At 47.5% G+C, this 25,502-nt stretch carries 24 protein-coding genes; 9 read left to right on the top strand and 15 right to left on the bottom strand.

Going from position 1 to position 25,502, the window contains the following annotated elements; all coding sequences use genetic code 11:
* The first annotated feature begins 6 nt into the window (after nt 1-6).
* Nucleotides 7-708, top strand: a complete 702-nt coding sequence (locus ACESON_RS05455; RefSeq protein ID WP_177960064.1) for an MgtC/SapB family protein — start codon at nt 7-9, stop codon at nt 706-708.
* Between the two features lie 51 nt (nt 709-759).
* Nucleotides 760-2,928, top strand: coding sequence for an extracellular solute-binding protein (locus tag ACESON_RS05450; RefSeq protein ID WP_177960065.1), 2,169 nt, complete (start codon nt 760-762; stop codon nt 2,926-2,928).
* Between the two features lie 110 nt (nt 2,929-3,038).
* Here the strand turns inward: ACESON_RS05450 and ACESON_RS05445 are convergent, their stop codons facing one another.
* From ACESON_RS05445 to ACESON_RS05395, 11 genes are all read right to left on the bottom strand, one after another.
* On the bottom strand, nt 3,039-3,257 hold the full coding sequence (locus tag ACESON_RS05445; protein ID WP_373108784.1) for a cation transporter: 219 nt from the start codon (nt 3,255-3,257) through the stop codon (nt 3,039-3,041).
* Nucleotides 3,258-3,467: 210 nt separating this feature from the next.
* A complete protein-coding gene (locus tag ACESON_RS05440) occupies nt 3,468-4,103 on the bottom strand; it encodes an RpiB/LacA/LacB family sugar-phosphate isomerase (RefSeq protein WP_373108783.1) in 636 nt (211 codons plus the stop codon).
* Between the two features lie 155 nt (nt 4,104-4,258).
* The gene (locus tag ACESON_RS05435) at nt 4,259-5,566 is read right to left on the bottom strand and encodes a dihydroorotase (RefSeq protein ID WP_373108782.1); all 1,308 of its coding nucleotides are present in this window, start codon (nt 5,564-5,566) and stop codon (nt 4,259-4,261) included.
* 21 nt (nt 5,567-5,587) lie between these two features.
* The gene (locus ACESON_RS05430) at nt 5,588-6,037 is read right to left on the bottom strand and encodes a threonine/serine exporter family protein (RefSeq protein ID WP_373108780.1); all 450 of its coding nucleotides are present in this window, start codon (nt 6,035-6,037) and stop codon (nt 5,588-5,590) included.
* Nucleotides 6,034-6,873 carry a threonine/serine exporter family protein gene (locus ACESON_RS05425; protein ID WP_373108779.1) on the bottom strand — a complete coding sequence of 280 codons (840 nt, stop codon included), beginning with the start codon at nt 6,871-6,873 and terminating at the stop codon, nt 6,034-6,036. The genes ACESON_RS05430 and ACESON_RS05425 overlap by 4 nt, the downstream gene beginning before the upstream one ends.
* Nucleotides 6,874-6,894: 21 nt before the next feature.
* Nucleotides 6,895-7,605 (bottom strand): MBL fold metallo-hydrolase, encoded by a 711-nt coding sequence (locus ACESON_RS05420; protein WP_177960070.1) that lies wholly within the window; start codon nt 7,603-7,605, stop codon nt 6,895-6,897.
* Between the two features lie 128 nt (nt 7,606-7,733).
* The gene (locus ACESON_RS05415; protein ID WP_373108778.1) at nt 7,734-8,843 is read right to left on the bottom strand and encodes a PotD/PotF family extracellular solute-binding protein; all 1,110 of its coding nucleotides are present in this window, start codon (nt 8,841-8,843) and stop codon (nt 7,734-7,736) included.
* Between the two features lie 41 nt (nt 8,844-8,884).
* Nucleotides 8,885-9,679, bottom strand: coding sequence for an ABC transporter permease subunit (locus tag ACESON_RS05410; RefSeq protein ID WP_177960072.1), 795 nt, complete (start codon nt 9,677-9,679; stop codon nt 8,885-8,887).
* Complete coding sequence (locus ACESON_RS05405) at nt 9,679-10,491, bottom strand: ABC transporter permease subunit (protein WP_177960073.1); 813 nt, start codon at nt 10,489-10,491, stop codon at nt 9,679-9,681. The genes ACESON_RS05410 and ACESON_RS05405 overlap by 1 nt, the downstream gene beginning before the upstream one ends.
* Entirely contained in the window at nt 10,484-11,560 is a 1,077-nt protein-coding gene (locus ACESON_RS05400; protein WP_177960074.1) for an ATP-binding cassette domain-containing protein, read from the bottom strand. The genes ACESON_RS05405 and ACESON_RS05400 overlap by 8 nt, the downstream gene beginning before the upstream one ends.
* A 29-nt stretch (nt 11,561-11,589) precedes the next feature.
* A complete protein-coding gene (locus ACESON_RS05395; protein WP_177960077.1) occupies nt 11,590-12,123 on the bottom strand; it encodes a cupin domain-containing protein in 534 nt (177 codons plus the stop codon).
* 264 nt (nt 12,124-12,387) lie between these two features.
* Between ACESON_RS05395 and ACESON_RS05390 the strand changes: the two genes are divergently transcribed.
* From ACESON_RS05390 to rpiB, 3 genes are all read left to right on the top strand, one after another.
* On the top strand, nt 12,388-13,440 hold the full coding sequence (locus tag ACESON_RS05390; protein WP_177960075.1) for a beta-propeller fold lactonase family protein: 1,053 nt from the start codon (nt 12,388-12,390) through the stop codon (nt 13,438-13,440).
* A 413-nt stretch (nt 13,441-13,853) separates the two neighbouring features.
* Nucleotides 13,854-14,930 (top strand): chorismate synthase, encoded by a 1,077-nt coding sequence (gene aroC / locus ACESON_RS05385; RefSeq protein ID WP_373108777.1) that lies wholly within the window; start codon nt 13,854-13,856, stop codon nt 14,928-14,930.
* Between the two features lie 27 nt (nt 14,931-14,957).
* The gene (gene rpiB, locus ACESON_RS05380) at nt 14,958-15,398 is read left to right on the top strand and encodes a ribose 5-phosphate isomerase B (RefSeq protein ID WP_373108776.1); all 441 of its coding nucleotides are present in this window, start codon (nt 14,958-14,960) and stop codon (nt 15,396-15,398) included.
* A gap of 383 nt (nt 15,399-15,781) precedes the next feature.
* Here the strand turns inward: rpiB and asnA are convergent, their stop codons facing one another.
* The 3 genes from asnA to ACESON_RS05365 all read right to left on the bottom strand — a co-directional run bounded on the left by asnA (nt 15,782) and on the right by ACESON_RS05365 (nt 18,592).
* Nucleotides 15,782-16,789, bottom strand: a complete 1,008-nt coding sequence (gene asnA, locus ACESON_RS05375; RefSeq protein WP_373108775.1) for an aspartate--ammonia ligase — start codon at nt 16,787-16,789, stop codon at nt 15,782-15,784.
* 103 nt (nt 16,790-16,892) lie between these two features.
* The gene (locus ACESON_RS05370; RefSeq protein ID WP_177958896.1) at nt 16,893-17,855 is read right to left on the bottom strand and encodes a 2-dehydropantoate 2-reductase; all 963 of its coding nucleotides are present in this window, start codon (nt 17,853-17,855) and stop codon (nt 16,893-16,895) included.
* 47 nt (nt 17,856-17,902) lie between these two features.
* A complete protein-coding gene (locus ACESON_RS05365) occupies nt 17,903-18,592 on the bottom strand; it encodes a cyclase family protein (RefSeq protein WP_373108774.1) in 690 nt (229 codons plus the stop codon).
* A gap of 157 nt (nt 18,593-18,749) precedes the next feature.
* On the opposite strand from ACESON_RS05365, the gene yiaK reads away from it, so the two are divergent.
* Complete coding sequence (gene yiaK, locus ACESON_RS05360) at nt 18,750-19,754, top strand: 3-dehydro-L-gulonate 2-dehydrogenase (protein ID WP_373108773.1); 1,005 nt, start codon at nt 18,750-18,752, stop codon at nt 19,752-19,754.
* 73 nt (nt 19,755-19,827) lie between these two features.
* Here the strand turns inward: yiaK and ACESON_RS05355 are convergent, their stop codons facing one another.
* On the bottom strand, nt 19,828-21,480 hold the full coding sequence (locus ACESON_RS05355) for an oligosaccharide flippase family protein (protein ID WP_177958893.1): 1,653 nt from the start codon (nt 21,478-21,480) through the stop codon (nt 19,828-19,830).
* 164 nt (nt 21,481-21,644) lie between these two features.
* Between ACESON_RS05355 and ACESON_RS05350 the strand changes: the two genes are divergently transcribed.
* The 3 genes from ACESON_RS05350 (at nt 21,645) to recJ (ending at nt 25,482) form a co-directional block, all read left to right on the top strand.
* On the top strand, nt 21,645-22,511 hold the full coding sequence (locus ACESON_RS05350; RefSeq protein WP_177958892.1) for an NAD(P)-binding domain-containing protein: 867 nt from the start codon (nt 21,645-21,647) through the stop codon (nt 22,509-22,511).
* A 156-nt stretch (nt 22,512-22,667) separates the two neighbouring features.
* Nucleotides 22,668-23,723 (top strand): MCP four helix bundle domain-containing protein, encoded by a 1,056-nt coding sequence (locus ACESON_RS05345; RefSeq protein WP_373108772.1) that lies wholly within the window; start codon nt 22,668-22,670, stop codon nt 23,721-23,723.
* On the top strand, nt 23,710-25,482 hold the full coding sequence (gene recJ / locus ACESON_RS05340) for a single-stranded-DNA-specific exonuclease RecJ (RefSeq protein ID WP_373108771.1): 1,773 nt from the start codon (nt 23,710-23,712) through the stop codon (nt 25,480-25,482). Before ACESON_RS05345 ends, recJ begins: the two co-directional genes overlap by 14 nt.
* The last annotated feature ends 20 nt before the right edge of the window (nt 25,483-25,502 follow it).

Here is a 25,502-nt window from a genome sequence, read left to right as displayed (position 1 = left end):
GGCTTTATGGAGAATGTATTTATTGCACTGCAGTCATTTATGGGGGAATTTGAAGCTTCGGCATTGATCCGGCTGTTTACGGCAGTCATTTGCGGAGGAATTATAGGCTTGGAGCGGGGGCTGAAAGGACGACCGGCAGGACTGAAAACCTTTTCGCTGGTCTGTGTGGGAGCAACTCTGGTTATGGTAACGAATGAGTATATTTCTATAAAAGCAGGAGGGAGTGGAGATGCTGCCAGAATGGCAGCGCAGGTTGTCAGCGGAATTGGATTTTTAGGAGCAGGTACTATCATCGTGACAGGCGCCAATCAGGTAAAAGGTCTGACAACAGCCGCTGCGTTGTGGGTGAATGCAGCAGTAGGAATTGCAATTGGATCGGGATTTTATTTTGGAGCGGTGTCCGCGACGATTTTAGTCTGTTTTTCATCTGAGATTTTTCGGGCAGTTGATCGTGTTATTATAGGAAATGCCGCTCATATGAAAATCTGTATAGAGGGAATGAATGAAGGCTTTCTGGTGAGGCTGCTGGAATTTTTTAAAGAACGGGATATTCGTGTTTCCAGTGTAATAAGAACTTCAGAATACAAATGGTATAAAAAAGATATTTGTGTTATTATGGAACTGGAATTGAAACACAGACAGAGTCATAATAAGCTTCTGAAGGAAATTCAGGAATTAGAAGGCCTTCGTTTTGTGGAAGAGGTGTAAGAGAAAGGGGAAATCAGTTAATTTGCCGCAGGCATTAACTGAGTGAGATATATGGCAACAATTTTGGATGTGGCGAGACTGGCAGGCGTCTCTCAGGGAACTGCTTCGAATGTGCTCAACAGGAAAGGAAATGTAAGCAGCGAGAAAATCAGACTGGTGGAGGAAGCAGCGCAGAAGCTGGGATTTACTCTGAATGAGAAAGCGAGAATGCTCCGAAAAGGCTCCAGCGATTCTCTGGCAGTGATATTGCCCAACATTCAATTCAAGCAGTACAGAGATTTTTATGCCAGCTTTAAGGTATATGCAGAGAGAAAAGGATATTCTACAGAGCTGATGCTTACAAATGATAATCCAGATATTGAGCGCGCCTTGATCCAGCAGGCAAAGGCTATGCTTCTGGATGGAATCGCAATTGTATCCTGCCTTACAGAAAAGGAGGAACAGGGGATTTTTGACGGTTTTGGAAAGGTATGTTATGTAGAGCGAAAGCCGCAGTTTCCTGCAGTATATTATGGGTTTGATTATACAAGATGCGGGGAGGAGCTGGCGGAGTCAATTATAAGGCATGAATATAAAAATGTACTGCTGATTCACAGTACCCTGCGATATTCTAACGAAAAGGAAACCATAGAGTCCTTCAATAAAAGAATTTCAGGCATTCCATGCAATGTGATAGATGTATCTACAGACTCCTTGAGACTGTATAATACGTTGCTGGCAGTATTTGAAGAGTATGAGACAATCGAGGCAATTGTGACAACAAACCTTGGATTTGCAGAGCGTATCCGTCAGATATGCAACTCGCTGATTCTGGTAGAAGCGCTTCCGATTTACACAATTTCGCCAATGTTTACATTACCGGAAAAGGATTATATCAAATATGAATTAAATTACAGTCTGCTGGGGAGACAGGCTGCGGAAGAATGTATTGGAAAAAGCAAAACAAAAAACAGCTGTCATATTTTGAAAAATGACGGTTATAGAAAATGGCATAATATAAAATTATCCAATCGGAAGGCAGACACACTGAATGTTCTGGCCCTGGAGGGGCCGGAGGCATCAGTGATGAAGGCAATGACAAAGCTTTATGAGGAGAAAACAGGGACACAAATCAATATTTCTGTTTTATCTTATAATGAGATATATGAGGCCTTTGTAAATGCAGAGAATTTTGGAATATTTGATATATTTCGAATAGATGTGACCTGGCTGTCCTGGTTTGCCGATAAGATTTTATTACCGCTGGAAGAGATTGATGACAGAATTTTGAAAGGAACACAGGAATATATTCCTGCATTAATGGGAAAATACTCCACAGTGAATAACAGAGTCTATGCGCTGCCAGTAACACCCAGTGCACAGATTCTTTTCTACCGAAAGGATTTATTTGAGGATGCGGCAGTGAAAAGGGAATTTTGGGAAACCTACAGAAGGGAACTGGAGGTTCCAAAAACCTTTGATGAATTCAATAAAATAGCAGGCTTTTTTACAAAGAGCCAGAACCCTTCTTCAAGAGTTCAATATGGAACCAGTCTGAATCTTGGAAATACAGGGGTAGCGGCAACGGAATTTCTGACAAGATATTTCAGTTACAAACCGCATCTGTTTTCGGATAACGGAAAAATAATTCTGAATGATGAAATTGCTGTAGGCGCAATGAAAAATCTGGTGGAATCGGCGGATTATGCAGTGAGTAAACGGATTTCCTGGTGGACGGATGCGGCAAAAACGTTTGCTAACGGGGACATTGCCATGCAGATTATGTTCAGTAATTACGGCTCTGAGGTACTGGGATATAAATCAAAAATTATTGATAGAGTTGGTTACAGTATCGTCCCTGGAGGAAATCCTATTCTGGGAGGCGGGACTCTTGGAATTGCAAAAAACTGCAGGTATCCAGAGGATGCTTTGGCATTTATCAAATGGATCACCTCAGATCCGGTAGCTTCTGCTATGGCAACCCTTGGAAGCGTTTCTCCTTGTTCGAGAACCTATGAAATATATGAAATTGTGGATGCATTCCCATGGCTGGAGCTGGCAAAGGATTGTTTTTCTTTATCGAAAACAGAGCGGCTTCCGGCGGATAATTTAAGACCATTTGATGAAAAACGTTTTTTGAATATATTGGGAACGATGACAAAGAATATCGTAGCCGGTATGGTTGATATCGAAGAAGCTATGGAGAGAGTGCAGGATATGATGGATCAGTATTTTAATTAAATACAGAGCTGCTGTAATTTTAATGCTGCTGCTTCTGGACTTTAAGAGTACAGAAGCAGCGGCATTTTTAATGTATAGGAAAGTACTTCCTATTTTTTCCTTCTTTGATTTTACAGAAAGATTTCGGAGTCTGGCTCGATCTTCTTGCAGGCAGCAAGGACATTAGCCATAACAGTCTTGGGATCCTGACCTTCTGCAAATTCGACAATCAGTTTCTGCGTCATAAAGTTTACGGTAGCGTTTGCTACACCAGCAGTCTTGCGGGCAGCATCCTCCATTAAATTGGCGCAGTTTGCGCAGTCAACTTCGATTTTGTAGGTTTTTTTCATAGTGGCAGCCTCCTGGAATGTTTTCTGATTTAACAATTAATTATCCGTTTAATTATTATAAGTGCAGTATAATCCAGGAAAAGAAAGAAGTCAATACAGACGGTAAAGTTCCTCCTAAAAGGGATAAAATCATTTCCAAAGGGGAGAAAAAGGCCGGAAACCGGCAAAGCGGCTTCTGGCCTTTGGAAAGCTCCGTTATCAAAATAAGGATTACAGAAGAGTCTTAATGTACTCAGCAAGCTCCTCGTTCTGGCAGTTAGCGAAGAACAGCTCCTTGAACTGCTCGCCGGCAAATGCGCCTTTTACCAGCTCCTGATCAATGTCCTTCAGACAGTCGATGATGGGGCGCAGGGTTACTGCACGAACGCCGTCCAGGATTTTTTTGTTGCGCTGTTCCGGAACAACACGCTCCTTCGGATATCCCTGGCCATGACCAAAGCCGAATAGCTTTTCAAAAATGTATTCCAGATTCAGCTCGCCGCCCCAGCCAAAGCCTTTTGCAAAAGGCAGAGCAACTGCGTTGCCGTCGTTTACATGAGCAAAGGTGTAAGCGTCAACCGGATCTTCTACATGTCCGCAGAGAACGTTGGGGAAGCTGTTCATTGCCAGCATAGCGCCCTCGCCGGTGCCGCAGCCAGTAATTACATAGTCAGCAGCTCCGCTGTTTAACAGGACAGCACCCAGAATACCAACCTGAACGTAGGTCAGCTGTGCAGCATCATCAGCGGTGTACATGCCGTAGTTATATACAGTATGTCCCATGGGTTCAACAACCTTTTTCAGGGATGCAGCGATAAGCTCATTTTTTGCAGCCTGGCTGTTTTCGTTGATAAGTGCGATTTTCATAGAAATTCTTCTCCTTTTCCACTGTGGTGAATATTTGCTGCTCTGCATGGCGTCAGAGCGCCTGCAGAGGTCAGCTCCTGCGTCTATTATACCTGTAATATGAGAGAACTTCAATCATCAAAATGCATCAGCTGTGCAAAATGGCGGATCCTTGGTTATTCTGCCGGATTCTCCCATGCGATTTCTCCGCCGCAGACGGTATATTTTACAACGCCTTTCAGGGTCTCTCCTACAAAGGGAGAGTTGCTGGATTTTGACTGGAAATTCTCAACTGTCCAGGAGGCGTCAGGATCAAAGATAACCAGATCCGCATCAGCTCCTTTTCCGATCCAGCCCTTGTGTTCTTCCAGGCGATAGAGAATAGCCGGATTCAGGCTCATTTTTTCCATCAGCTGAACCATGGTCAGACAGCCGGTATCAACCAGATTGGTAATGCCCAGGGAAAGTGCTGTCTCCAGTCCGATAATGCCGCTGGGAGCCTGTGTCAGAGGACGTCCCTTTTCTTCTGCGCTGTGGGGAGCATGATCTGTGGCAATAATATCAATAATGCCTTCCTTCAGGCCGCGGAGAATTTCCTGCTTATCTTCCAGAGTCCGCAGAGGCGGATTCATTTTTGCAAGAGAACCGTGCTTTAACACAGCGGATTCATCGAGAGAGAAGTGGTGGGGCGTTACCTCTGCCATGACATGAGCGCCCAGCTGCTTGGCCAGCTCTACCATGCGTACAGAGCGGCCGGAGCTGATATGCTGAATATCAACTGTAGCGCCTGTATGGATTGCCAGCATACAGTCGCGGGCCACCATAACATCTTCAGCGGCAGCAGGAGAACCTCCGATGCCAAGCGCCTCAGAAACAGCGCCGCGGTTGATCCCGTTGTTGGAAATCAGAGAGGGATCCTCTTCGTGGAAGCTTAATGGAACGTTCAGCCGCACGGCCTCTTCCATGGCCTTTTTTACAAGAGCAGCATCCTTTAAGGGGATACCGTCATCGGTAAAACCAGCGGCTCCGTGAGCCTTTAAAAGCTCCATATCTGTCAGCTCCTGACCTTTCATGCCTACTGTGATATTGGCGGCGGTCAGCACGTTAATGGGGGTCTTTTTGCCCTCCTGAATGACATATTCCAGGGTTTCTACGTTGTCAACCGGCGGCTTGGTATTGGCCATACAGATAACGGTGGTAAATCCGCCGGCAGCGGCAGCCCTTGCTCCGGTTTGAATGTCTTCCTTGTAGGTAAAGCCCGGATCCCGGAAATGAACATGCACGTCAATGAGACCAGGCGCAGTGATCAAGCCCTTGCCGTCAAGAATCTGGAGGGAAGAGCCATTTTCACTGGCCAGAGCCTGACAGCGCTCTGCCAGATTCTCCCCCATATCTACGATTTTTCCATTTTCGATGATCAGATCCAGCACTGCGTCTGTGCCGGTTTTCGGGTCAATGACCCGGCTGTTTTGAATAAAAAGCATAAATAAATCCTCCTTGTAGGGTTATGATTTCCTGGTTCCGATGCAAAACAGCTTCTGGGGAAGCTCAAAGACAAAAACAATGCCCAGAACAATGGCAATGGCAACCTTCAGTGCAGTAAGGCCTGTGTCAAAGGCTTTGGCCATATGACCGGTAACGGCATAGTAGGAGGCCCAGTAGATGCCAGCCCCGGGAACCAGGGGAAGAATACCGGAAATCAGAAAAATAGTCACCGGGCACTGCTTGCGAACTGCAAACCATCGGGACATCAGGATTACCAGTACTGTAGCGGCAAAGGTAGCGACTGCAGATGTGGTGGCAGGAAGAGTCAGAAGATAAAGGAACCATCCGGCTCCGCCAATCAGTCCGCAGTGGCAGAAGTAGCGGACGGGAACACCAAACAGCAGGGAAAAGCCCACAGTTCCGGCTGCCGCTGCCAGAGTCTGTAAAATAAGATAACCAATGTTTGTCAAAGCAGGATACCTCCCGTTATCTGATTCCAGAGGGCGATGACAAATCCCACGCCCATGGCAATGCACAGGAAGACCAGGATTGCATCCAGCATTCGCACAGACCCGGAAATGTAGTCTTCGTCTGCCATATCGCGGATAGCGTTGGTAAAGGCAACTCCGGGAACCATCAGAATAATGCCGCCGATCATCATGGATTCCAGATGAGGGCCCAGGCGTGTCTGATAAAAGAAAATGCTGAGAGCAGTCACCAGTGCGCTGCCGGTAATGTTGCATACAATTTTAGAAAAATGAGGCTTGGCGATTTTGACAAGGTACAGCTGCAGAATCGTGCCAATCCATATGGAACAGAAAAAATCCTGGAGAGCGCCGCCGAACATAAAGCTGAAGCAGGCGCCGGAAAATCCGGCTGAAATAATCTGAATCCGGTTGGAAAATCCAGGGGTATTTTCAATGCGCTCCAGCTGGAGCTTTGCCTCTTCCGGCGTAAAGCGGCCGGCTTCAATCTGACGGGAAAGCTGGTTTACCTCTGCCACCCGGCTCAGATTGGCAACGTTGACCGGGATCTGCAGAACCTTTGCAAACTGAGTTTCTTTTTCATCGCCGGAGGTGAGAAAAATTCCATTGCTGAGAACAAAGACATTTGCAGAATGCAGACCATAGTAATGGCAGATTCGGTAGACCGTATCTTCTACCCGGAAAATTTCAGCTCCGTTTTCCAGAAGGATCTGTCCTGCCTTCAGGGCAAGAAGGAGAATGTCCCGTTCCCTCTGGGCTCGGATTTCCCGGTCTTCGGGAGGGGCGTTTAAGCGGTCGTCCTGATGTGGTGTAGTATTCATTTCTTACTCCTCAGAAGAGCGTCAGATCTCAAAGCTCTGCCCTTCTGTCTGTATTTCTGCTATTTTATCCCGGTAGCTGTCAGAGCACTCCAGGCTTTTCAGCCGGTCGATAACGGAAAAGTCATTCCAGAAATGCATTGGAAAAACCATGCCTGCGCCGACCTGGCACATAAATTCGTGAAGTCCCAGATAAAACAGATCCTCCTGCCGTCCGTCCAGGGGAACCATGGCTGCATCAGGAATGATTCCCAGCCGGTGGATCGTTTCCAGCTCCTTCTGGTAATTGGCCTTCATGGTATGATTCCAGGAAAGGGATTCTCCGTTCCATTGCCAGTCATTCAAATCGCCGGCGTGGAAAATGGTTTTGCCTCCGGCCTCCACCAGAAAAGCCACGCCCTCGTCTGTAGAGCGGAACGTATGGATCAGGATGCCGCCGCCCTCAGCCAGGTGGATCATTCGGCCTGGATCAATAAAGTGTGTTCTTGAAAAATGCTTTTCCGGCACCCGGTTCTGCCAGATATCGTCAGACAGAACATAGACAGTGTGCGGGTGGGAATCTGCAAGGGTAAAAATATCGGGGTTAAAATGATCCTCATGGCGGTGGCTGACAAAAACCACCAGCGTTTTGGCAGGATCAAGGGGAGGCAGGATGCCGCCGGCAAAATCAAATAAAAGCAGAGCCTGGTTTGTTTCTGCGAGAAAACCGCTGTGATGAATGTATGTGATTTTCATGAATGTCCTCCTCATAGTTTTGTAATGTACCTTCACTCAGTAGCATACCATAAAATTCAGGGAAAAAACAGGGGAAAAAGCAAGGGCTCTGTCAGAAAATATGCTGACAGAGCCAAAGATAAAATTCTTTAATTTGCCTTTACTTCTTTCCAAAGTTCATTGTATACAGAATCGACTTCATCGCCCATGTATTCAAAAACTTCACAGTTCTTTAAACTGTCAATATCCGGGAATACTGCTTTATTATTCTGCATTTCCTCATCCAGCAGCTCAAAGGCACCCTTGTTGGGGGTAGGGTAGGTAATATACTCAAAGTTTGCCTTGGCAATTTCCGGACGGCACAGGAAATCCAGCCATTTTTCTGCATTTTCTTTGTTCTTTGCATTTTTCGGAATTACCCAGCAGTCCAGCCACAGGTTAGTGCCTTCCTCTGGCAGTACATATTCCAGAGTAAAATCAGCGCCCTGATTTGCAACCTCTTCCTGGATATACAGCATCTCTCCGGAATAAATCACGCCTACAGCAGCCTCTCCTCCGATCATCTTGTCGCGGACCTGGTCAATTACATAGGCCTGAACCAGAGGCTTCTGATCAATCAGCGCCTGCTTTGCCTGCTGCAGTTCCTCCTCGCTGGTGCTGTTCATGGAAAAGCCGTCTTTCTTCAGAGCAACCATAAAAGCGTCGCGGACACTGTCCTGCATAAGGATTTCTCCGCTTAACCGCTCATCCCACAGGTCAGCCCAGGTTGTAGGCGGCTCTACACCAAGCTCCTCAAGACGGGCCGGATTGTAAAGGATGCCGACAGTCCCCCAGCAGTAGGGAACAGAGTATTTGTTTTCCGGATCAAAGGATGTTGCCATCTCCATGTAGGCCGGGGCGATCTGGTCAATGTTGGGAACATTGTCAAAATTGATTTCAGCCAGCAGGTTATTTTCCCGCATTTTCTGAATCATGTAATCAGAAGGACATACCACATCGTAGTTGATAGCGCCTGCCTCAATGATGGGATACATTTCCTCGTTGGTTTCAAAAAGGTCGTAAATGACGGAAATACCGGTTTCCTCTTCAAACTGTTCAATCACAGATTCATCAATATATTCGCCCCAGTTGTAAACGTACAGCTCATTGGAGCCGCCGTTAGCGGTGTTCTGGGCAGGGCTGTCGGCACCTCCTCCACATGCGGTCAGGGAAGCAGCGGCTGCAGCTGTCAGGCACAGTGCAAATACTCTTTTTTTCATAATTAAAATCCTCCTTGCAGGTTCTCTGATAGTGTGAAAAGCTATTTTTCCTGTCTCTTTTTTGGCGCAAAATTGCTGATGAGAAGAAGAATCAGCACAGCTGCAAAAATGACAGTGGACAGGGCGTACATAGATGGCTTAATACCCCGGCGCACCTCACTGTAAATCAGGGTGGACAGAGTATTGATTCCCGCGCCTCTGGTAAAGTGAGTGATAATAAAATCATCCAGAGACATGGTAAAAGCCAGTAAAAATCCAGACAGCACTCCGGGGAGAATGTCCGGAAATACCACCTTAAAGAAGGCGGAAATCGGGCTGGCGCCCAGATCCAGGGCAGCCTCGTAGGTATAGCGGCTTGTCTGCCGCAGCTTTGGCATAACGCTCAAAATCACATAAGGGATATTAAAGGTAATATGGGCAATCAGCACGGTTTTAAAGCCTAGGGAAATTCCGAAGGCGATAAAAGCCAGCATCAGGGAAATTCCGGTTACAATATCCGCATTCAGCATGGGAATGTTGGTAATGCCCATAACAATGGTTCTGGAAACAGGCTTCATGCTGTTGATGGCAATGGCTGCGGCTGTGCCGATGATTGTGGCAATCAGCGCAGATAAAAAGGCAATCAGCAGCGTGTTCTGCAGGGCTGCCATAATGTTTCTGCTGGAGAACATCTGGGTGTACCACTGCAGGGTGAAGCCGCCCCATACGGTGCGGGATTTTGATTGGTTAAAGGAAAGCACCACCATGGTGGCAATCGGCGCATACAGGAAGATCATTATGATAACCAGATAGAAATCCTGTAAAAACCGTCTAAAATTTTTTTTGATTCCAGTCATCAGAATGCACTCCCTTCTCCGTTTTTATCGTATTTGGCAATCAGCGCCATGCTCAGCAGAATAAAGAGCATCAGTACCAGAGACAGTCCGGAGCCCAGATTCCAGTTGCTGCTTTTGGTAAATTCCTGCTCAATCACATTGCCGATAAGAAGAATCTTACTGCCGCCCAGCAGGTTGGAGATAACAAAGGTGGTCAGGGCAGGCACAAATACCATGGTAATTCCGCTGATAATGCCTGGAACGCTTAAAGGAAGCCAGATCCAGATGAGAGTCTGGAAAAAGTTGGCTCCCAGATCTCTGGCAGCGTTGATGGTATTGTCTTCAATTTTGCAGAGCACATTGTAAATCGGCAGCACCATAAAGGGCAGGAAGTTATAAACCATACCCAGCACAATGGCGCTCGGTGTGTTAATCAGGTTCTGGCGGGGCAGGTGCAGGGCGGTTAAAATACCATTGATGACACCGCTTTTTTCCAGCAGAGTCTGCCATGCCAGAGTTCTTAACAGAAAGTTCATCCACATGGGAAGGATAAAAATAAATACAATAAAGCTTCCCTGTCCCATGCCGCGGTTTCTGAGAATCATGGCCAGAGGATAGGCCAGGATCAGGCAGATGACCGTGCTGATGAAGGACAGCTCCAGGGAAAGCCACAGAGCCTTCCTATGCTCCGGAGTAGCCATGGACATGATGTTTGCCAGAGTAAAGGCGCCGGATTTGTCAGTAACTCCATAATATACGATCAGGGCCAGCGGAATGATAATAAAGCCGGCCATCCAAAGCAGGTAAGGCCCTGCCAGCAGTTTTTTACTCATTGACTCCCACTGCCTCCTCATCCTCCGAAGCCGGTTTATTCATAATCTGAATGTCAAAGGGATCCACATGAAGACCGACCTTTCGGCCAACAGGACACAGATCCGTGCTGTGAACCAGCCATTCAAAGCCGTCTGGTGTGGTGACCTCCATTTCGTAGTGCACTCCCTTGAAAATCAGATGGGTGCAAACTCCGGTCAAGGTTCCTTTTTCCGGCTCTACCAGGTCGATATCCTCCGGACGGATTACAACGTCTACCGGCTGGTTTCTTCCGAAGCCTTTGTCTACACAGGCAAATTTAGCGCCGAAGATTTCTACCAGCTCGTCCTGCAGCATAATGCCGGGAACAATGTTGCTTTCTCCGATAAAGTCAGCGACAAATGCATTTTCCGGTTCGTTGTAAATCTGTTCCGGAGTACCCATCTGCTGAATGTAACCCTGGTTCATGACTACGATGGTGTCGGACATGGTAAGCGCCTCTTCCTGATCATGAGTTACATAAATAAAGGTAATGCCCAGTTCGTTTTTCAGACGAATCAGCTCGTACTGCATGTCCTGGCGGAGTTTCAGATCCAGAGCGCCCAGGGGCTCGTCCAGAAGCAGAACCCGTGGCTCGTTGACGATGGCGCGGGCAATGGCAATTCGCTGCTGCTGTCCGCCGCTTAAGGAGTCTACAGACCGTTTTTCATAACCGTCCAGGTTTACCAGCTTTAAGGCATATTTGATTTTATCATTGATGTAATCCTTTGACTTTCCTTTGATTTTCAGGCCAAAGGCAATGTTTTCCGCAATGGTCATGTGGGTAAACAGGGCATATTTCTGGAAAACCGTGTTCAGCTGTCTTTTATTGGGGGGCAGCTTGCTGATATCTGCGCCGTCAAAAATAACTTTGCCGGTGTCAGCAGTTTCAAAGCCGCCGATAATGCGGAGGGTTGTGGTCTTGCCGCAGCCGCTGGGGCCGAGAAGTGTGACGAATTCATTTTCTTTAACAGAAAGGTTCAGATCATCCAGAACCATTGTCCCGTCAAAGCTTTTGGAGATGTTTACTAAATCAATCAAAGGCTGGTTCATGTTCGATTCCTCCTGAAGTAGGTTAAGGTTTAAAAGTTGGGCGGGGAGCTGATCCAGATCAGCGTGGCGCCGGATTTGCTGGAAAGCCTGTGCTGCTTATCAGCCGTATAATAGAAAGATTCTCCCTTTTTTGCCCGGTAGGTATTGCCGCCCAGATGGATGGTTACGGTTCCTTGAAGAACATAACCAAATTCCTCGCCTTCGTGGGGCGTGTCCGGATAGGTTTCGCCGCCGGCCTCAAGCGTCAGAAGAATGGGTTCCATTCTGTTTTTCTGAGCGTTGGGAATAATCCACTTGATATTGTTTTTCAGCTCCGGATCATATTTTTCAAAATAATCCGATTTTCCGAAAACAATCTGTTCTTCCGGCGGTTCATAGAAAAATTCGCTTAAGGTACTGCCCAGACACTGCAGAATGTCAGTCAGCGTGGCAATGGAGGGGGAGGTCAGGTTCCGTTCCAGCTGAGAGATAAATCCCTTGGACAGCTCGGCACGGTCAGCCAGCTCCTCCTGGGTCAGCCCTTTCAGGATACGCAGCTCTTTCAGCTTTAAACCGATGTCAATATTCATAAAAGTACCTCCAGTCCGTTCCAGAGTTTCGTGACTATACTAAGCAAAAAGTTTACTGATATTAAATGAATGTAAAAATAACTTTAAAGTTTAGTATTCATAAACAAAAAGCAAGTTCCATTATACTGAAAAATATCCGCTTGTCAATAGATTCTCAATGGATTTTTTCTGAAAACTGTGGTATACTCTGTCACAGAAAGGCGAGGCCCGGAAATGGGGAGTCATTTGCGGGAAAAACACCATCAGGAGGAAGAATCTATGGCGAAGTATATGGCTTATGTGGGCTCTTATTCCTATACAGGAAAATCCAAGGGAATTACCGTGTATGATGTGGATGTGGAAAAGGGCAAATTTATAAAGCGCTGTGAGGTGGAGGTGGATAATTCCTCTTATGTCATTGCGTCAAACGATAATAAAACTCTGTATTCCATTGCAGATGAGGGCGTTGTGGCCTTCCGTATTCTTGAAAACGGAAGTCTGTCCCGGTTAAACAGTGCGAAGATTAAGGGAATGAGAGGCTGTCATCTTTCTACGGATCTGAAGGATAAGTATATATTTGTTTCCGGTTTCCACGATGGCAAGGCTACGATTCTTCGGCTACGCAGAGACGGGGGCGTAGGTGAGATTGTAGACGGCGTGTTCCATAAGGGACTGGGAAGTGTGGCAGATCGAAATTTCCGTCCCCACGTTACCTGCTTTAGACGGACGCCGGATGGCAAGTTTGTGATGGCAGCAGATTCTGGTCTGGATCAGGTGAAGATTTACCGGTTTAATGAGCGGGATGAACATATGGTGCAGGTTGATGCGATCCGCTGTGATCTGGAGTCAGCGCCGCGTAATTTCCGGTTCAGCAACGACGGAAAATTTATCTATCTGATGTATGAGCAGAAAAATGTGATTGATGTGTATACATACGAAAGCGGAGATCGGGTGCCGGTGATTGAAAAGATTCAGACGATTTCTACCACAGCGCCCAAGCACAATCAGCTGACAGCGGCCTGCTCCCTGCGTTTTTCTCCGGATCAGAAGCATATGTTCTGCAGCAATGCAGGAGATGAAACGGTGTCGATGTATAAGCGTGATGAGAAGACGGGGCTTCTTGAAGAGATGTGCTGCTTACCTATCAGCGGGGAATATCCCAAGGATATTGCAATTTTCCCGGATGACAGACACTTGGCATCGATTAATCATGAAAGTGATAGTATTACATTCTTTAAGATTGATTATGAGAAGGGCTTGCTGATTATGAGCTCTACAGAAATTAAGTGCAATGAGCCCAACAGCTGTGTGATTGTGAAGGTCAGCGACTAATTTTTCTGTCATAGGAAATTGTGTCCTATGACAGAAAAACGCTCCGCGAGGATCGCCATGCGTCGGAAGAGAATTTTGTCGCAGAAGCGACCCTCCGCAGGCGGAGAAGCTCGCGAGCGAGCTTCTTTCTGTCATAGGAAATTGTGCCCTATGACATAAAAAACGCTCCGCGAGGATCGCCATGTGGCGGAAGAGGATTTTGTCGCAGAAGCGACCCTCCGCAGGCGGAGAAGCTCGCGAGCGAGCTTCTTTCTGTCATAGGAAATTGTGCCCTATGACATAAAAAACGCTCCGCGAGGATCGCCATGTGGCGGAAGAGGATTTTGTCGCAGAAGCGACCCTCCGCAGGCGGAGAAGCTCGCGAGCGAGCTTCTTTATTTAAAAGGATGTCAACAACGGAGGAGTGACAGAGTATGGCAGGATCAACCTATGGAACCGTCTTCCGAATTATGACATGGGGAGAGTCCCACGGCAAAGGCATCGGTGTGACCATTGATGGCTGTCCCGCGGGACTTGCTCTGTGTGAGGAGGATATTCAAAAATACCTGAACAGAAGAAAGCCGGGACAGAGCCGGTACTCCACTGCCAGAAAAGAAGGCGATCAGGTGGAGATTTTGTCTGGGGTATTTGAGGGAAAAACAACAGGAACGCCGATTGCCATGATGGTAAAAAATACAGATCAGCGTTCTCATGATTACAGTGCTATTATGGATGTATACCGTCCGGGGCATGCAGATTACTGTTTTGATCAAAAATACGGGCTTCGGGATTATCGGGGAGGAGGCAGAGCCTCAGCACGGGAAACTATTGCCAGAGTGGCAGCCGGAGCAGTTGCATGTAAGCTGCTTGAGCATTACGGAATTACGGTAACGGCCTATGTAAAAAGTATTGGTCCTTTTGAAATCGATCCCCAACGATTTGATTTAAAGGAAAGGGATAAGAATTCTCTTAATATGCCGGATGCTGTGGCTGCGGAGGAGACGGGAGAGTTTCTTCAGCGAATGATGGAAGCCCATGATTCTGCCGGAGGTGTGGTGGAATGTTTGGTGGACGGGATGCCTGCGGGGATAGGAGAACCTGTATTTGACAAGCTGGATGCCAGTCTGGCTCGGGCAGTGATGTCCATTGGGGCAGTGAAGGGCTTTGAAATAGGAGATGGTTTTGAAGCAGCCAAGGCATTAGGTTCTGAAAATAATGATGAATTTTATACAGATACGGATGGAAAGATACGAAAGAAAACCAATCATGCAGGCGGAATTTTAGGCGGTATCAGCGATGGAAGCCAGATTGTACTGCGGGCAGCCTTTAAGCCTACGCCGTCCATTGCCAGAGTGCAGAATACGGTAAATCGTTCAGGCCAAAATGTAGAAATCTCCATTCATGGACGTCATGATCCGGTGGTGGTTCCCAGAGCTGTTGTTGTTGTGGAAGCCATGACCGCTCTGACGATTGTGGATTTGATTTTGGAAAACAGATGCGCAAGGCTGTAAAATTAAGAAAGAAAAGGAGATTTGAAGATGAAAATTGCAATGGGAAATGACCACAGTGCAGTAGAGATGAAGGAAGCAATGAAGGCATATGTAGAGAGCAAGGGATATGAGGTTATTGATTTCGGAACCAATTCAACCGAAAGCTGTGACTATCCGGAGTTTGGGGAAAAGGTGGGCCGTGCCGTAGCATCAGGTGAAGCAGATTATGGTATTGCTATCTGCGGTACAGGCATCGGCATTGGCATTGCAGCAGGAAAGGTAAAGGGGGTTCGTGTCTGCACCTGCAGCGAGCCTTACAGCGCAAGACTTTCCAGAATGCACAACAATACAAATGTGCTGACCTTCGGCGCCCGTGTAATCGGCGTGGAAATGGCAAAGATGATTGTAGATGAGTGGCTGGACAACAAATATGAAGGAGGCCGTCACGAGCGGAGAGTCCAGATGCTGGGAGAGATTGAGAACCGGTAAGGAAATTAAAGAACAGATGGAAGGCTGCAAACTGGAACAGCTGGGCCACCTGGAGAATAACAAAAATGATGGATTTTGCCGTCAGCCGAATAACAGGCTGGCGGTATTTTTCTATACACAATATCAGAAGCAGATTTTGCATTTTGAAAGGAAACTGCAGGAGCCTGTACAAGATTCCAAGATGCATATGCTAATAAACAGGCCCGGAGGTAGATTCCAGCGGAACCTTGATTTTCTGGAAACACAAATAAAAGGTGATACAGAGAATATCAATGAAGGAAAACAATGGAACAAAAGAAAGGATAAAAGAAAACGGGGCTGCCGCACAAATTTGAACTGTGCAACAGCCCCAATATTGGTATAATATCCCGAACTCCAGGATACTACAGCAAAATAATATTGTGCTCGCGGCAGATTTTTCTCATCTCCTCCGGCCAGATGCTTGCCTGAACCTCGCCAACATGAACGCGATCCAGAAGAAGCATGCAGAGACGGGACTGTCCGATACCGCCGCCAATGGTACAGGGAAGCTCGCCGTTTAAGAGCATCTTGTGATAGGGAAGATCTTTGCGTTCCTCACAGCCGGCCTTTTTTAACTGCTCGGCCAGAGAGGTCTCGTCTACACGGATTCCCATGCTGGAGATTTCCAGAGCACAGCCCAGTTTCTCAAACCAGAACAGAATATCGCCGTTTAACTGCCAGTCATCATAGTCCGGCGCCCGTCCGTCATGGGGCTCGCCGCTTTTCAGCTTGTCTCCTATTTTCATCAGGAAGACACAGCCGTGTTCCTGGGTAATGAGATTCTCACGTTCCTTAGGTGATTTGTTAGGCCAGCGATCCTCCAGTTCCTGAGTTGTAACAAAGGTAATGTCGCTGGGAAGGCGTTTTGCGGCTTCCGGGTACTTGTACCATACCTCGTGCTGCATGTGCTTGATCACCTTGAAAATCGTGCGGACGGTTTCCTGAAGAGTTTCCACAGTACGTTCCTCTCTGGTAATCACCTTTTCCCAGTCCCACTGATCCACATAGCAGGAATGAAGATTGTCCAGCTCCTCGTCCCGGCGGATAGCGTTCATATTGGTATAAAGGCCTTCTCCCGGCTGGAAGCCGTAGGTCTTTAATGCCATACGCTTCCATTTTGCCAGAGAATGGACAACTTCTACGGTTTCTCCAGGAATAGATGCAAGATCAAACTGGACAGGACGTTCCACGCCGTTTAAATCGTCGTTCAGTCCGCTTGATTTTTCAACAAAAAGAGGTGCGGAAATACGCTCCAGATGCATTTCTCTGCCAAGCTCTCTCTGAAAGGTGTCTCGAATGTATTTGATCGCCTCCTGAGTCTCGCGGACAGAAAGGTGGGGATTATAGTTTTCCGGTATAATCAGTGCCATAGGTTTTCCTCCCGAAAATGTTCGTAATGCCTATCATGGTAGCATTATTGGGGAGAAATTACAAGTGTTTTTTCTGTTAGAGATCACACTTTTCCGTAACCGCTCAGCGGTGTATTTTCCTGTCGGCTTCGCATGGCTGAACTATTTCAGTTTTTTTGTTTCTATCTTCTATGGCGTGAATCAGCTCTACAATCAGCTGATGGGTGGGGGCAGGAACACCGCACTTTTGGGAGGCGCGTACTACAGAACCACTGATGGTATTCACCTCTGTTTTTCGTCCGGCTTTTAAATCAGCGCAGATAGAGGTAATGCCGTCTGGGGAATTGAGGGAGGTGAGGCGCACCTTTTCTGCAATGGCTTTTTCGTCAGCCTGAAGTCCCAGACCGCGGGCAACGGCAGCAGCCTCCTGAATCAGTCTTTCGGCAATGGACCAGGCATATTCATTAGAGGCAATAAAGCCCATGGGAACCTGAAGGACTCCGGTTAATGCACTTAGGGACACGTTAGTAAAGAGTTTGTCCCAGATAAGCTGCTGGATGTTGGAATGAATCTGTCCCTGAAATCCGCAGGCATCCAGGGTTTCTTTCACTTTTGGAAGAAATCCGCTGGGATCTCCGGCGGGCATTCCGATATTTGTTTTTCCAGTTCCGCCCCGGCGCACATAGCCGGGGGCAAGGACAGCACCGTTGTCCTCAGTTGTTCCAATAATAATATGATCTGCCGGTACAAATTCTGACAGAATATCTTCATGACCGGAGCCGTTCTGAAGAGTCATCAGAAAGGTATCCGGGCCGATAAGCTCCCGATTGGCCGAAAGAGCTGACCGGGAATACAGGGCTTTGACAAACAAAATCACCAGATCCATAGGGGGAAGGCCTTCTGAAGAGGTAACAGCAGAAGGATGGTAGGTGATGTCCTGGCCCTCTTCCTGCAGAATCAGGCCGTTTTTTTGAATATGTTCTACAGTTTCCTGGTTGGTGTCAACCAGCCAGACCTCATTCTGCAGAGATAAGTGGCCGCCGTAAATGGAGCCCATGGCTCCGGCGCCGATAACAGCAATTTTCATAATGTATTCCTTCTTTCGAAAAGGGCTGTTCTAATGAACCGATATGTTTATCTGGAAAACTCAGCCAAGCCTTCAATGGCGTAAGCACGTACCGGACAGGAATCAGCTCCGATAATAGGAAGCGCAGAGTAGGACATGAAGAAGGTGTCTGTGGACAGCTGCTCCAGGTTCTTTAAAACCTCCAGGAAGACAATATCTACTTCCATCAGAATATCATGGAATGGTTTTACATCTGCTTCGCAGTTTTCAATAGAAACTCCGTCACCGAAGCCGACACATTTTACCTTATGGTTGCGGAACCACCAAGCAGACTCTGCATTGATAAACAGTCTCTTATCCTCAGGGCTGTTGGTTGCAGGGGTAAAGGGCGGGAATTTCCAGTTGCTGTCCAGAATGACAATATCGCCTTCCTGAATGCGATCGCCGCAGGCACGATCCAGATCAGCAGCGCTGATGTGAGCGTTGGGTTCCAGGAAATCAATATTTACATAAATGGCACGGCCCATGAAGGTGGTCAGAGGAAGATCTCCTACAGATTTTCCATCTTCGAAATGATGATAAGGACATTCGCAGTGGGTTCCCAGGTGGCTGGTCAGATCCAGAGCAGTGTGGTAATCTGGAATTGGGCCGCCTGTGTTGTAACGGATCAGATGGCAGCGGCGGCTTTCCGTAGCCGGATCCAGAACCTTTGTTAAATCGACAACTCTTAAATTTCCTAATTGATAAACAGCTTCCATGATAAGCTCCTCCTGTACATATAAAAAGTTTAGGTCAATGAAGTCTTTCTAATTCCTATTATAGAGTATACCAGTATACCGGTCAAGGGCTTTTTCTTGACTTAGAAAGAAAATTTGTATAATGTATAAGATGAAAAAAAAGGAAAGGAAAATATGGATGTTAAGAATAAAATATGAAGATATGGTAAAGGAATTTAACCGGGTTCTTTTGGGACGCGGTTTTTCCAGGGAAGACGCGCAGGCAGCAGCAGAACTGTTTGCACAAAACAGTCTGGACGGAGTATACAGCCACGGGTTAAACCGGTTTCCGAGAGTGGTGGAATATCTGGATAAAGGGACGATTGATCCCCATGCAAGGGCCCAGTGTGTGATGGCTATGGGAGCAGCGGAGCGGTGGGACGGACACAGGGGATTTGGTCCTCTGAATGCGAAACTGGCCATGAACCGAGCTTGTGAGCTGGCGAAGCTGTATGGTATCGGAATGGTAGCCCTGGGAAATAACAATCACTGGATGCGGGGCGGTACCTATGGCTGGCAGGCGGCAGAGCAGGGCTGCATTGCCATTTGCTGGTCCAACACGATGCCCAATATGCCGGCCTGGGGCGGGGTGGACAGAAAAATCGGCAATAATCCGATTGTATTTGCCGTTCCGGGGCCAAATGGAAATCATGTGGTAGTAGACTGCGCTGTTTCGCAGTTTTCTTATGGAAAGCTGGAGGAGCTGAGAATAAAGGGAGCAATGCTTCCTGTACCGGGCGGATATGATGAAAATAATCAGCTGACGATGGATCCGGCTGCAGTAGAGAAAACAGGAAGAGTGATTCCCATGGGATACTGGAAGGGAAGCGGAATTTCTATTCTGCTGGATTTGATTGCCACAGTGATGACTGGCGGCAATTCTGTCCGGACAATCGGAACCTTTGAGGAAGAAGCAGGAGTATCCCAGATGATGATTGCCATGGATCCTGGGAAATTTCAGGGTGCAGAAGCTACAGAGCAGATGGTAAAAGATCTGGTGGCAGATTTGAAAACATCGATTCCTGCAGAAGAGGGGCGGGAGGTTCTGTATCCGGGAGAACGGGTAATTGCCACGAGGAAGGATAATCTGAAAAATGGAATTCCAGTGGTGGAAGAGAAGTGGAATGCAGTTTTGAAGATGTAAAAAAGGAACACAGAAAATACGGATAAAGAAAAAACGAGCCTGCCCTTCAGAAGTGAGGGGCAGGCCCTTTCTTTTATCGAATCAGGTGAACCCTGCGGCACAGACGAAGAATTCTCATTCCAAAGGGCATATCAGGAAGCTCTTCCTCTGTTACGGATTTGGTCAGAATAATCAGAACTCCGTAAAGGATCATAGCCAGGGGAACACTTACCAGAATACCCAGCTGATAGTATCCTGTAATGGAAGTTGTCAGCCGGTAAACAGCCAGAGCAAAGGCCCCCATAATAACGGAGGAAAGCAACGGCAGCAGGAACGTGGTTCGTACCTCCTGACGGTATTTTAAGGCTTTTCCGATAGCCAGCCAGTTGAGAATGCATACAGCCAGAGCAAAGGTTACATTTCCGATTACCAGTCCGTAAACTCCCATGTTACAGTGCTGCAGCAGCACATAGACAAGAACGACATGGAGAGCCAGGGAGATGGCTGAATGGGTGACTGATTTGCGCATCAGGTCAATGCCCTGGAGCACCGCGTTGGTGACTGTGGACAGGGAAAAGAAAATAACAGCTGGCGCGCCGATGGTCAGCAGATCTCGTGCCAGAGCTGAATGATCTCCAAAAATAAGCTGCATGACAGGACCGGCCAGAACTCCCATGCCTACGGCACAGGGAATGGCAATCAGCATGTTGAATTTTACAGTCAGCCGGATTTTTTTCTGGACTGCCGGGAAATCCCTCTGGGTTTTGGATGCTACAATGCTGGGAATCATAGAGGTTCCCAGGGAAGAGGCAATGGCTACAGGAACATTGGTCAGAAGCCGATATTCGCCGCCGTAGACACCAAGAAGAGACATTCGCTCCTTTTCTGTCAGTCCTTTAGCAGACATAATCTGCCCGAACATGGAATTATCTACGGAGCCGCTTAACTGATAAACAAACTGGCTCAGGATAATAGGAGTCAGCGTAATGAGCAGGGCCCAGAATACAGACTTCCAGGATTCTACAGAAACAGGCTGGGGCTGGCGATAAAGCTCTGCCTGTCTGTTTCTATGGCGAAGCATCAGAGCAGAAAGGAAAATCAGGGCAGCCAGAGCGCCAGTCAGGGTTCCTAGGGTTCCGCCTGCTGCGCCGTAGGAAGCCGGAGAGGCAGTGTCTGCAAACCACCGGAGAAAGAAATAGGAGGCAACAATGCTGACTGCAGCGTGAATCACCTGTTCAATAATCTGAGATACAGAGGTGGGAATCATATTGCCAAAGCCCTGAAAATATCCTCGTATAATGCCCATAATAGAAAATACAAGCACGGTAGGAGCCATGATAGCCAGGGGAAGGGCGCTGCCAGGACTTTTGAAGATAGTTTCTGTAATCCAGGAGGAGCCAAACAGCAAAATTGCAGTCATGGCAGTTCCCACGGCCACACCGAAGGCCATGCCGCACAGATAGACTCGGCGGGCATCCTGGTAACGTCCCCGGATTCTTCGGGCTGCGATCAGCTTGGAAATGGCCAGAGGCAGGCTGTACGAGGATAAAATCAGTCCAATGTTGTAGATTTCATAGGCAGTATTGTAATAGCCAATGCCTTCGGTTCCCAGAATACGGGTCATGGGCACCTTGTATAAAAGTCCGATGAGCCGGACAATGATTCCGGCTGCGGCCAGAATGCTTCCCTGAATCAGGAAGTTTCCAGAATCAGAGGATTTGGATGTCGTTTTGGTTTCGTTGATCATATACACTCTCCTCATAGGTATCAGCAGATTTTAGTATGGTCTGAAAAGCTGATTCCTATTATAACGCAACCGAGCAGGGCAGGCAAGGAGAACGTTCTGGCGCATCCCGCCGTCCTGTGATACAATACCGGTATGAAAACTTCAGAACAGGAGGCATTTAGAGAATGAAGAAAATAGGTTTTATTGGTGTGGGTATTATGGGTAAATCCATGGTTCGTAATTTAATGAAGGCCGGCTTTGATGTGGCGATTTATACCAGGACAAAATCGAAGGTTGAGGATGTGATCTGTGAGGGAGCAGCTTGGCGTGATTCGGTAAAAGAGTGTGTAGCAGATAGGGATGCGGTGATTACGATTGTCGGTTATCCCAAGGATGTAGAAGAGGTTTATTTCGGAGAAGGCGGGATTTTGAAAAATGCTCCGACAGGCGCCTATGTCATTGACATGACAACCAGCAGCCCCAAGCTGGCAGAGCGGATTTATGAGGAAGCAAAGGCAGTGGGGCTTTATGCTCTGGATGCACCGGTAACAGGCGGCGACAGCGGAGCGAAAGCTGGAACTCTGACGATTCTGGCAGGCGGCGACAGGGAAGCTTTTGATGCCTGCATGCCGGTATTTGAGGCCATGGGAAAGAATATTAATTATGAAGGAAAGGCAGGAAATGGACAGCATACAAAGATGTGCAACCAGATTGCGATTGCAGGAGCACTTTCCGGCGCCTGCGAGGCTTTGGCCTATGCCCAGGCTGTAGGTCTGGATCCAAAGCTGATGCTGGAATCTATTTCTACTGGAGCTGCGGGAAGCGCACAGATGAATAACGTGGCATCCAGAATTTTAAAAGATGATTTTGAACCGGGCTTTTTTATCAAGCATTTTATTAAAGATATGAAGCTGGCTGATGAAGAGGCCCTGGCGGCAGATGCCAGATTGGGAGTTTTGGAATATGTTCTGGCAATGTATGAAAAGCTGGCGGGAGAAGGACTGGGAGATCTGGGAACTCAGGCGCTGATTAAGTATTACGAAAAATTGTAAGAAGCAGAAGTGATGCAGAGGATTGGCAGAAATCCTTAATGCACTCTTAATATGGGAATGTCTTGTTTCTCCAATACAAATTGAGTATAATCGATGTAGCGGCCAGAAAAAATCAGGCCGTCCTGAATCGTTACAATAGAAAAAGGAGCCAGGACGATGAAAATAAAATCCATTCGAGATGTAAAAATCAGCAAAAAGCTGATGATATTGGGTGCTGTCAGTATTCTGGGGCTGTTTCTTATGGGAAAGGAATCCATTGCCACAGCAAGACAGATTGATCAGGTAGGAGCAGAGCTGAATGATGTGTGGATGAATGCAGTGATTGCGGCAGAAGAGTTGAATACAGTGACCTCGGATTACCGGATTACAGAAAGCCGCCATGCGATTACAACGGATCTGGAGCTTATGGGAGCGCTGGAACAGGATATGCTGGAGCTGGAACAGGATATTGAAAGCCGGTTTCAGGAGTATAAGCAGCTTCCAACTCTGGAAGCAGATCAGATGATCATGGATCGGGCATATCAGGCATGGCAGCAATATCTGGAATGCAGTAAGGAACTGGTCGAAATCAGTAAAGGAAATGACCGGGAAAAGGCCACGGAGATGATGATGGGCGAGGCACAGCAGCGCTTTGACGAAACCAGCAGCCTGTTTCTGGAGGCAGTTGATTATAATAAGGATACAGCCATGCAGGCAAGAGATGATGCCGGAAGGCTGTATGATCGGCTGTCCCGGGTAAAATTGGTTGTAATCGGCGCTGTTTCCCTCATTGTTATCAGTCTGATTCTTTCTTTGATTCGGTCAATTAAGGAGCCGTCAGAAAAGCTGGCTGATGCAGCATGGCGGGCGGGAAACGGCAATCTGGATACGTTTCTGGAGTATGAATCTGAGGATGAGATTGGAGCTTTGACAAGAGCGATGAATGAAATGCTGGCTCGTCTGCGGGATATTATCCGGGATGAGACGAGAATGTTTCAGGAAATCGGAAGCAGAAATTATGAGGTGAAATCCGAGTGTGAGCAGGCATACCGGGGAGATTTTGCTCCGGTGCTTTATGCATTTGCCAGTCTTCAAAGTCAGCTGAAGGTGCAGGAAAGTCAGCATCAGGAAGAGCTTCTGCGTCAGAAGGAACACTATGAAAAAGAGTTGGCGGCGCTGAAAATTCAGATATCGCAGATGGAAAAGGAAACTGAAAAACATGAAGAAAAATAATGGCAGCAGACAGGAATCCTGCTGGATGCTGCAGACCAAGCGGGCAGATTTTGGGACCCTCGCAAAGCGTTTTCACATCAGCCCTGTGACTGCGCGGATTATCAGAAACAGAGGGATAGTAGGAGAGGAGGCTGTGGAAAAATATCTCCACGGAACGCTTCGGGATTTGTACAATCCTCATCTTCTGAAGGGGATGGATCAGGCTGTCGGGATTTTGGAAGATAAAATAAAATCTGGAAAACGGATTCGCGTTGTAGGCGATTATGATATTGACGGTGTGTGCTCCACCTACCTGCTGTACCGGGGAATTTCCCGGTGCAGAGGTCTGGTGGATTATCAGATCCCGGAGCGAATCCGAGACGGATACGGTATTAATGAGAATATTATCAGAAAGGCTGCAGCTGACGGAATTGATACGATTGTAACCTGTGACAATGGAATTGCGGCTTTGGATCAGATTGCTCTGGCAAAAGAATTGGGACTGACAGTCGTGGTGACGGATCATCATGAGGTGGTGCGCGGGGCAGATGGCTCAGAGCAGCTTCCCTGTGCAGATGCGGTTGTGAATCCCAAGCAGGATGGCTGCAGCTATCCATTTAAAAGCATTTGCGGCGGAGTTGTGGCCTATAAGCTGGTGCAGGTTTTGTTTGAGCGCTTTGGAATTCCGGAGACAGAATGGGAGCAGATGCTGGAGTTTGCGGCAATTGCTGCAGTAGGCGATGTGATGCCGCTTCAGGATGAGAACAGAATTCTGGTGAGAAGGGGACTGCGTCAGATTGCCTGTACGAAAAGTGCAGGACTCAGAGCCTTGGTGGAAGCCTGTGATCTGGATATTACCCAGCTGACGGCATATCACATTGGATTTGTCATTGGACCCTGTCTGAATGCCAGCGGAAGACTTCAGACAGCGAAGCTGGCTCTGGAAATGCTTCTCTGTGAAGATGAGACACAGGCTCAGGAAATGGCAGTTCAGCTAAAGGAGCTGAATGAGGAGCGAAAGAACATGACGCAGAAAGGCGTAGAGGAAGCCCTTTCTCTCGTTGAAGAACAGTATGAGAATGATTCGGTGCTGGTAGTGTACCTGCCGGACTGCCATGAGTCTTTAGCTGGAATTATTGCAGGCCGTGTGCGTGAAGCCTGGAACAGGCCGTCTTTTGTTCTGACCAGGAGTGCGGAGGAGGCAGATTCACAGGACGGCGAAGAAACGGTTCTCATGGCAAAGGGCTCAGGCCGTTCGATTGAAGCATACCATATGTACCAGGGACTTTGCGGAGTTCAGGATCTTCTTGTAAAATTCGGAGGCCATCCTATGGCAGCTGGTTTTTCTCTGCGGGAAGCAGATATTGAGGAATTCCGCCGAAGACTGAATGAACAGGCGGATTTGAAGCCAGAGGATTTTGTGCGGAAAATCTGGATTGATGTACCGATGCCTCTGGAATATATTTCCGAGGGACTGATTGAAGAGCTGAAGCAGCTGGAGCCCTTTGGACAGGGCAATGAGAAGCCGCAGTTTGCGCAGAAAAATCTTTTGATTCGAAGCAGCCGCGTTCTTGGACGGAACCGGAATGCAGTAAAGCTGTCTCTGGTTACGGAACAGGGGTATTCGATGGAAGGAATGCTGTTTACGGAGGGAGATCGCTTCATGGAGGAGCTGGGAAGTCAGAAGCACATCGATGTGATTTATTATCCAGATGTAAATGAGTATAATGGAAACAGAACTCTGCAGATTGTGGTTCGAGAATATAAGCTGCATCCATAAAAATTGAAATGGGGGATAAT

It is taken from the genome of Lachnoclostridium sp. Marseille-P6806 (assembly GCF_964238185.1).
GTDB lineage: Bacteria > Bacillota > Clostridia > Lachnospirales > Lachnospiraceae > Brotaphodocola.
Note: the sequence above shows the minus strand (reverse complement) of the source record. Positions and strands in the feature narration are given on the sequence as shown.

Coding starts and splice junctions, on each gene's coding strand:
- ACESON_RS05455 (WP_177960064.1), top strand. CDS start 7: ATGGAGAATGTATTTATTGCACTGCAGTCATTTATGGGGGAATTTGAA.
- ACESON_RS05450 (WP_177960065.1), top strand. CDS start 760: ATGGCAACAATTTTGGATGTGGCGAGACTGGCAGGCGTCTCTCAGGGA.
- ACESON_RS05445 (WP_373108784.1), bottom strand. CDS start 3,257: ATGAAAAAAACCTACAAAATCGAAGTTGACTGCGCAAACTGCGCCAAT.
- ACESON_RS05440 (WP_373108783.1), bottom strand. CDS start 4,103: ATGAAAATCGCACTTATCAACGAAAACAGCCAGGCTGCAAAAAATGAG.
- ACESON_RS05435 (WP_373108782.1), bottom strand. CDS start 5,566: ATGCTTTTTATTCAAAACAGCCGGGTCATTGACCCGAAAACCGGCACA.
- ACESON_RS05425 (WP_373108779.1), bottom strand. CDS start 6,873: ATGAATACTACACCACATCAGGACGACCGCTTAAACGCCCCTCCCGAA.
- ACESON_RS05420 (WP_177960070.1), bottom strand. CDS start 7,605: ATGAAAATCACATACATTCATCACAGCGGTTTTCTCGCAGAAACAAAC.
- ACESON_RS05415 (WP_373108778.1), bottom strand. CDS start 8,843: ATGAAAAAAAGAGTATTTGCACTGTGCCTGACAGCTGCAGCCGCTGCT.
- ACESON_RS05410 (WP_177960072.1), bottom strand. CDS start 9,679: ATGACTGGAATCAAAAAAAATTTTAGACGGTTTTTACAGGATTTCTAT.
- ACESON_RS05405 (WP_177960073.1), bottom strand. CDS start 10,491: ATGAGTAAAAAACTGCTGGCAGGGCCTTACCTGCTTTGGATGGCCGGC.
- ACESON_RS05400 (WP_177960074.1), bottom strand. CDS start 11,560: ATGAACCAGCCTTTGATTGATTTAGTAAACATCTCCAAAAGCTTTGAC.
- ACESON_RS05390 (WP_177960075.1), top strand. CDS start 12,388: ATGGCGAAGTATATGGCTTATGTGGGCTCTTATTCCTATACAGGAAAA.
- aroC (WP_373108777.1), top strand. CDS start 13,854: ATGGCAGGATCAACCTATGGAACCGTCTTCCGAATTATGACATGGGGA.
- rpiB (WP_373108776.1), top strand. CDS start 14,958: ATGAAAATTGCAATGGGAAATGACCACAGTGCAGTAGAGATGAAGGAA.
- asnA (WP_373108775.1), bottom strand. CDS start 16,789: ATGGCACTGATTATACCGGAAAACTATAATCCCCACCTTTCTGTCCGC.
- ACESON_RS05370 (WP_177958896.1), bottom strand. CDS start 17,855: ATGAAAATTGCTGTTATCGGCGCCGGAGCCATGGGCTCCATTTACGGC.
- ACESON_RS05365 (WP_373108774.1), bottom strand. CDS start 18,592: ATGGAAGCTGTTTATCAATTAGGAAATTTAAGAGTTGTCGATTTAACA.
- yiaK (WP_373108773.1), top strand. CDS start 18,750: ATGTTAAGAATAAAATATGAAGATATGGTAAAGGAATTTAACCGGGTT.
- ACESON_RS05355 (WP_177958893.1), bottom strand. CDS start 21,480: ATGATCAACGAAACCAAAACGACATCCAAATCCTCTGATTCTGGAAAC.
- ACESON_RS05350 (WP_177958892.1), top strand. CDS start 21,645: ATGAAGAAAATAGGTTTTATTGGTGTGGGTATTATGGGTAAATCCATG.
- ACESON_RS05345 (WP_373108772.1), top strand. CDS start 22,668: ATGAAAATAAAATCCATTCGAGATGTAAAAATCAGCAAAAAGCTGATG.
- recJ (WP_373108771.1), top strand. CDS start 23,710: ATGAAGAAAAATAATGGCAGCAGACAGGAATCCTGCTGGATGCTGCAG.